Origin of the sequence: Streptococcus sp. 1055 (assembly GCF_013276815.1) — a bacterium.
In the GTDB taxonomy this organism is placed as follows: Bacteria; Bacillota; Bacilli; order Lactobacillales; family Streptococcaceae; genus Streptococcus; species Streptococcus pseudopneumoniae.
Window position 1 is genome coordinate 1 of sequence record NZ_VMLT01000142.1, and the last position, 4,033, is coordinate 4,033.

Consider the following 4,033-nt stretch of genomic DNA (forward strand, 5'->3'; position numbering starts at 1 on the left):
ATATCTGTTAGAATAAAAACAAGGAAAAAGAAAGGGGTTTCATTGCATGAGAAAAAAACGTGGAATTAAAAAATTAGTTACATTTGCATTGCTAGGTGTTTTTATGTTTAGTAATACAATTCCTTACCAACAGTTTATTCAGAAGAATAAACAATTGGAGATTCGAGTGCAATCGCAAAAGAAGTCCAATGGTCTTGATGTTGGGAAGGCGGATTGATTTTATATTACTTTAAAATTCAACTATTTAGAGAAAGGTATTCTGATGAGAGCTTGTAACAATACCAGATAGATATAAGAATGGAGATGTTTGATAAAATGCTTTCATAGCTAACCAACTGTTGAAAATTATGAGTTACAAAATCTAAAGTATTTAAGATTGGTTTATAAAATTAGGTCTCTGCCTGTAGAAAGGAACGTGCAGTTAGAAAGGAGGAAAAAATAGGATACTATAATTCAGACTGAGATTTCTAATTAAAATATATAGTTGCATTTCGCTCATTTTCATAATATTTCATTCAGAGGAGTAATAATATGTTAAAATTTAGAAAAGTAGTTGCATCATCCCTTGCCGTTTTGGCATTTAGTTTGGCTCTTCCTGTTTTGGCAGTTTCTCACCGTGGTGGCGAGTGGACCTATGGAGGCCATCATGATCCAAATAATTGGGGAGCATTTTCGAATTATTATCATGGTTCACAGTATCACTGGGCCTATGTTGGAAGTAATGGACGTAACAATCAAAAAACAGTTTATGCAGGAGCACGTAGTGCGGCCTATGCGTTTGTTAATACAAATTTTGGGGAGCAAGTTACATTTGATGCGGGATGGTAAAGAATAATTGAAGAAGATTCTTTTATCAATAGTTCAGTAAGCTTGTTAGTTTATAGAGGGCAGGAGTATTTCTGCCCTCTGTTTTAGAATAAGGAATGCACTATGAAAAAATTATTTATACTCATATCCAACCTGCTTGCTAGTTTGTTCTTTGTTTGGGTATTTACCATTTGGACTGATACATATGTCTCCCATTATTACCCCAACGTTGTTGTACGTGATTCTTCCCCTGAAACAACTTTTCAGCATGTTGCTACACGCTTGGAAAAACTAGCAGAAGAAACAGATAGCTTTATTGCGATTCAACACCAAGATCCTAACTCAGAAGGTACTACAGTTTTTTCTTATACGACCTTTGGGGACGGAAAGTTGCCTGATGGGCTTCAGGAAAAAAATCTAGAAGATGCTCAAAGTAGTAGTGTTGAAACAAACTATTTTGTATTCGATGGACACCTAGATATTCACTTGCTAAGGGAAGAGCTAAGTCAACTTGGCTTGACTAACATGCACCTGACAATTCCATCTAAACTATCTACGTTAATGGCTATCTTTAGTAACGGATTTCAGTTAATCAGTCTATTGATTTTCATCTTAACCTTTGTAGCACTGACTTTAATTAGTCAAATTAGCCAATTACGGTCATCGGGCATTCGCCTCATTTCAGGAGAGAAACGGTGGTCCATTTTCCTTAGACCAGTTGGTGAGGATTTGAAAGGGATAGCTGTTGGTTTCAGTTTAGCTGGCGTGCTCGCCATTCTTATGCAAAAAATTCTGTCGCTTCCAACGCAATCCCTAATGACCATAGGAGCAGGCTTGCTCAGTTATAATCTCATCTTGTTGTCGATCTCCCTGTTTTTCGCTCAACTCTTCGCAGTTGGGATAAAAAAGATACACCTGATGCAGATTATAAAAGGGCAAGTGCCTGTCAGAGGAATCATTAGTTTGATTTTAATCGGTCAACTGTTAGCGATTATTATTGTAACGCTGGGAATAGGGAGTAGCTTAAAGTATTCCCAAGCCTGGCAACAGCATCGGATTGGACAAGAGGTTTGGAGTCAGGAAAGACAACTGATTACCCTATCAATCAGCCGTGAAGGAACGAGTCCTGGTTTTGATGAACAAGCTCAAAGGAAACTCAGAACTTGGTATCAATTGATGGATCTGGCTGTTTCAGAACAAAAGGCTTTCTTATCTAGACACCAGTTAATTGACCGTACTTTGCAAAATGGCATGGCTTCCTCCAAAAACTTGACAACCTCTACAGAATGGCACGATTACAGCCCGAATGGCAATGTCCTTATCGTCACACCGCATTACTTGGAGCGTCAAAACATTCCTGTAGATACAACTATTAAGCAAAAGATGAATCACCTTAATGTAGGGGAGTTTGTCTTATTGCTGCCTGAACACCTCCGTTCAGAGGAAGAACATTATAAATCTGTTTTTGAAGACGACTTAACCAGTCGCATGTCTAGTCAAGATGAACGACAGCAAATGACTGCTACGGTAGGTTATTTAGAATCAGGTCAGGATCGTTTTGTGTATAATACGACCCCTATTTCTTACCAGCAGTTTTTGAAAGATCCGATCATCATTGTTATAACACCCCAATCAACTGGTCCACAGTCCATTTTGTTTTGGATAGACGCAGTACAGAACTACGTTCTCTTTAATCAATTGTCTGATGCCCAGGAGCTTATCCAGAGACAAGGCATTGAAAATTGGGTCTCAGAAATGCAAACAGGTTACCACAACTACATCACATTATTGGATAATATCCAGAGGGAACGTTGGGTAATGCTAGCAGGAGCTGTGCTTGGGATTGCAACTTCAATCTTGTTGTTTAACACTATGAATAGGCTCTACTTTGAAGAATTTAGACGTGCCATTTTTATCAAACGCATTGCAGGTCTCAGGTTCTTAGAAATCCATCGCACTTATCTCTTTGCTCAACTGGGTGTGTTTTTACTGGGATTTGTTGCGAGTGTATTTCTTCAGGTAGAGATAGGAGTTGCTTTCTTAGTCTTGTTACTCTTTACTGGTCTATCTCTTTTACAGTTACATGTCCAAATGCAGAAAGAAAACAAGATGTCCATTCTTGTTTTGAAGGGAGGTTAATATGATTGAACTTAAACAGGTGAGTAAATCTTTTGGAGAACGAGAGTTATTTTCGAATCTTTCAATGACATTTGAGGCTGGAAAAGTCTATGCCTTAATTGGTTCAAGTGGTAGCGGAAAAACAACCTTGATGAACATGATTGGGAAATTAGAACCTTATGATGGGACGATTTTTTACCGAGGTAAAGACTTGGCCAATTATAAATCGAGTGATTTTTTCCGTCACGAATTGGGCTACCTCTTCCAGAACTTTGGCTTAATTGAAAACCAAAGTATTGAAGAAAACCTTAAGCTAGGTCTCATTGGTCAAAAGTTGAGTCGGTCGGAACAGCGGTTGAGGCAGAAGCAGGCTTTAGAACAGGTCGGCCTGGCTTATCTTGACCTAGATAAGCGCATCTTTGAGTTATCGGGCGGAGAATCGCAACGGGTTGCCTTGGCAAAAATTATCTTAAAGAATCCACCCTTTATTCTGGCAGATGAGCCAACAGCTTCAATAGACCCAGCAACCTCTCAGTTGATTATGGAGATTTTGCTATCTCTTCGAGATGATAATAGGCTAATCATTATCGCAACACATAATCCGGCAATTTGGGAGATGGCTGATGAAGTGTTCACGATGGATCGTCTGAAATAAAAATCCTTGTTTTTAATTGCACGATGAGTTATCGAAATATTATCATGAATCAATAATTGGAGTTAATTTAGAATTGTACTTTATGAATATTGAGGTAACTTTTTCTTGATAAAGGAAGAAATAGTGGAGAGAAAGTTAGAATGAAAAAATTCGACAATTATATTATTGAGAAGCCTTGCGATTCTAATTCAGATAAACTGCAAAAAATCTTAATAATTGAAAGTTTGGTAGATGATATTTTGCAATTTTCTCTCAGAATCAAAAATAGTGTAGGAGAGATTTTCCTCCTACAACCGTTTCAAAAGAAAACTATCTTTATTCCATGTTATTTTGAGGAAGATATTGTGAAAGTCAAAGATGATGATGAAGTTGAGTGGCATTTGTTAGAATTTCAAAAATTTAGAGCATTTTTGGCTTAGTAATCTGTGTTGAAGGCTCAAAATCTATGGTAAA

The 4,033-nt window shown here is 37.6% G+C and carries 5 protein-coding genes; all 5 read left to right on the top strand.

Annotated features, from left to right (window positions below):
• Positions 1–46: 46 nt before the first annotated feature.
• The 5 genes from HT699_RS12075 to HT699_RS12220 all read left to right on the top strand — a co-directional run bounded on the left by HT699_RS12075 (position 47) and on the right by HT699_RS12220 (position 3,999).
• Complete coding sequence (locus HT699_RS12075; RefSeq protein WP_001227862.1) at positions 47–217, top strand: PhrA family quorum-sensing system peptide; 171 nt, start codon at positions 47–49, stop codon at positions 215–217.
• Between the two features lie 314 nt (positions 218–531).
• Positions 532–828 carry a lactococcin 972 family bacteriocin gene (locus HT699_RS10680; RefSeq protein ID WP_000911559.1) on the top strand — a complete coding sequence of 99 codons (297 nt, stop codon included), beginning with the start codon at positions 532–534 and terminating at the stop codon, positions 826–828.
• 102 nt (positions 829–930) lie between these two features.
• Positions 931–2,946, top strand: coding sequence for a DUF1430 domain-containing protein (locus HT699_RS10685; protein ID WP_000732380.1), 2,016 nt, complete (start codon positions 931–933; stop codon positions 2,944–2,946).
• 1 nt (position 2,947) lies between these two features.
• Positions 2,948–3,580 (top strand): ABC transporter ATP-binding protein, encoded by a 633-nt coding sequence (locus HT699_RS10690; protein ID WP_138702204.1) that lies wholly within the window; start codon positions 2,948–2,950, stop codon positions 3,578–3,580.
• A 140-nt stretch (positions 3,581–3,720) separates the two neighbouring features.
• Positions 3,721–3,999 (top strand): hypothetical protein, encoded by a 279-nt coding sequence (locus HT699_RS12220; RefSeq protein WP_000712965.1) that lies wholly within the window; start codon positions 3,721–3,723, stop codon positions 3,997–3,999.
• Positions 4,000–4,033: the final 34 nt, after the last annotated feature.